General features: G+C 52.4%; 17 tRNA genes. All 17 read right to left on the reverse strand.

Annotated features, from left to right (window positions below):
* Nucleotides 1–70: 70 nt before the first annotated feature.
* Nucleotides 71–153, reverse strand: a tRNA-Leu gene (locus ACFFK0_RS10730).
* Nucleotides 154–159: 6 nt separating this feature from the next.
* Nucleotides 160–236 (reverse strand) — tRNA-Arg (locus ACFFK0_RS10735).
* 27 nt (nt 237–263) lie between these two features.
* Nucleotides 264–348 (reverse strand) — tRNA-Leu (locus ACFFK0_RS10740).
* A gap of 18 nt (nt 349–366) precedes the next feature.
* Nucleotides 367–440, reverse strand: a tRNA-Cys gene (locus ACFFK0_RS10745).
* Nucleotides 441–449: 9 nt separating this feature from the next.
* Nucleotides 450–524 (reverse strand) — tRNA-Gly (locus ACFFK0_RS10750).
* An 8-nt stretch (nt 525–532) separates the two neighbouring features.
* Nucleotides 533–604, reverse strand: a tRNA-Gln gene (locus ACFFK0_RS10755).
* A 23-nt stretch (nt 605–627) separates the two neighbouring features.
* Nucleotides 628–700 (reverse strand) — tRNA-His (locus tag ACFFK0_RS10760).
* Between the two features lie 28 nt (nt 701–728).
* Nucleotides 729–802, reverse strand: a tRNA-Trp gene (locus ACFFK0_RS10765).
* A 5-nt stretch (nt 803–807) separates the two neighbouring features.
* Nucleotides 808–893, reverse strand: a tRNA-Tyr gene (locus ACFFK0_RS10770).
* Nucleotides 894–898: 5 nt separating this feature from the next.
* Nucleotides 899–974, reverse strand: a tRNA-Thr gene (locus tag ACFFK0_RS10775).
* Nucleotides 975–987: 13 nt separating this feature from the next.
* Nucleotides 988–1,063 (reverse strand) — tRNA-Phe (locus tag ACFFK0_RS10780).
* A gap of 23 nt (nt 1,064–1,086) precedes the next feature.
* Nucleotides 1,087–1,163, reverse strand: a tRNA-Asp gene (locus tag ACFFK0_RS10785).
* A gap of 11 nt (nt 1,164–1,174) precedes the next feature.
* A tRNA-Met gene (locus ACFFK0_RS10790) sits at nt 1,175–1,251 on the reverse strand.
* A 9-nt stretch (nt 1,252–1,260) separates the two neighbouring features.
* Nucleotides 1,261–1,336: transfer RNA gene (locus tag ACFFK0_RS10795), tRNA-Val, on the reverse strand.
* Between the two features lie 4 nt (nt 1,337–1,340).
* Nucleotides 1,341–1,415 (reverse strand) — tRNA-Glu (locus ACFFK0_RS10800).
* A 9-nt stretch (nt 1,416–1,424) separates the two neighbouring features.
* Nucleotides 1,425–1,515, reverse strand: a tRNA-Ser gene (locus ACFFK0_RS10805).
* Nucleotide 1,516: 1 nt separating this feature from the next.
* Nucleotides 1,517–1,592 (reverse strand) — tRNA-Asn (locus tag ACFFK0_RS10810).
* Nucleotides 1,593–1,735 lie beyond the last annotated feature (143 nt).

Consider the following 1,735-nt stretch of genomic DNA (forward strand, 5'->3'; position numbering starts at 1 on the left):
CTTGCGTGTTGTTTTCTTGCGAAAACCTCTCACTCGTCATTCAGTTTTCAAGGAGCAATCTTAATGAAAGTGCCGGTGAAGGGACTCGAACCCCCACTCCCTCGCGAGAAACGGATTTTGAGTCCGTCGCGTCTGCCATTCCGCCACACCGGCTTAAAGTGGCGTGCCCTAAGAGATTCGAACTCCTGACCTTTTGATTCGTAGTCAAACGCTCTATCCGGCTGAGCTAAGGGCACACATATCATATGGCTTGTCTAACAAAGTGCCGGAGACCGGACTCGAACCGGTACGGTAGTCACCTACCGCAGGATTTTAAGTCCTGTGTGTCTGCCATTCCACCACTCCGGCTGGTGGTAAAAAAAAAGATGGAGGCGCCACCCAGACTCGAACTGGGGGTAAAGCTTTTGCAGAGCTCTGCCTTACCACTTGGCTATGGCGCCTTATTGATATGGAGCGGAAGACGGGAATCGAACCCGCGACCCTCGCCTTGGCAAGGCGATGCTCTACCGCTGAGCCACTTCCGCATAATAAACTGGGGATCTAGGATTCGAACCTAGGCATGACGGAGTCAAAGTCCGTTGCCTTACCGCTTGGCTAATCCCCAATAATTAATTATAGAGACTAAAGGGCGATCGAGGGGAATTGAACCCCCGAATGTCGGAGCCACAATCCGATGCGTTAGCCACTTCGCCACGACCGCCATGAAACGATACCGCTTAAATACAATGTGGCAGGGGCAGCAGGAATTGAACCCACACTAACGGTTTTGGAGACCGCTGTTCTACCTTTAAACTATGCCCCTATATGTGGTGGAGGCTGATGGATTCGAACCACCGAACTCGTACGAGAACAGATTTACAGTCTGCTGCGTTTGGCCACTTCGCTAAGCCTCCACAAATGGTGCCGCCGAGAGGAATTGAACCCCCAACCTACTGATTACAAGTCAGTTGCTCTGCCAATTGAGCTACAGCGGCATATTCAATTGTATGGTGGCTCGGGACGGAATCGAACCGCCGACACGAGGATTTTCAGTCCTCTGCTCTACCAACTGAGCTACCGAGCCATAAACATTCATAACCAATCAAATGGCGGAGCCGACGGGATTCGAACCCGCGGTCTCCTGCGTGACAGGCAGGCATGTTAGGCCTCTACACCACGGCTCCACATTATGAATTGGTTGCGGGGGCAGGATTTGAACCTGCGGCCTTCGGGTTATGAGCCCGACGAGCTACCGGGCTGCTCCACCCCGCGTCGTAAATATGGTGGGCGCTGACGGGATCGAACCGCCGACCCTCTGCTTGTAAGGCAGATGCTCTCCCAGCTGAGCTAAGCGCCCTTATTGGTGACCCGTAGGGGATTCGAACCCCTGTTACCTCCGTGAAAGGGAGGTGTCTTAACCCCTTGACCAACGGGCCTTATATTAGTGGCGGAGAGAGAGGGATTCGAACCCTCGAGACGCTTGTGACGTCTACACGATTTCCAATCGTGCTCCTTCGGCCTCTCGGACACCTCTCCGTGGCTCCCCGAACAGGACTCGAACCTGTGACAACTCGATTAACAGTCGAGTGCTCTACCAACTGAGCTATCAGGGAATACTGCGTTATTATATTCTAAATGATTAAGTAACGCAACAGGGAGTTGCACCCTGAAAACTAGATACGAAACATTGCGCGCAGATTTCATTTGGGTTGTTTATTTGGATAAGCCCTCGACCGATTAGTATTCGTCAGCTCCA

Source organism: Paenibacillus chartarius (assembly GCF_042432825.1).
GTDB lineage: Bacteria > Bacillota > Bacilli > Paenibacillales > NBRC-103111 > Gordoniibacillus > Gordoniibacillus chartarius.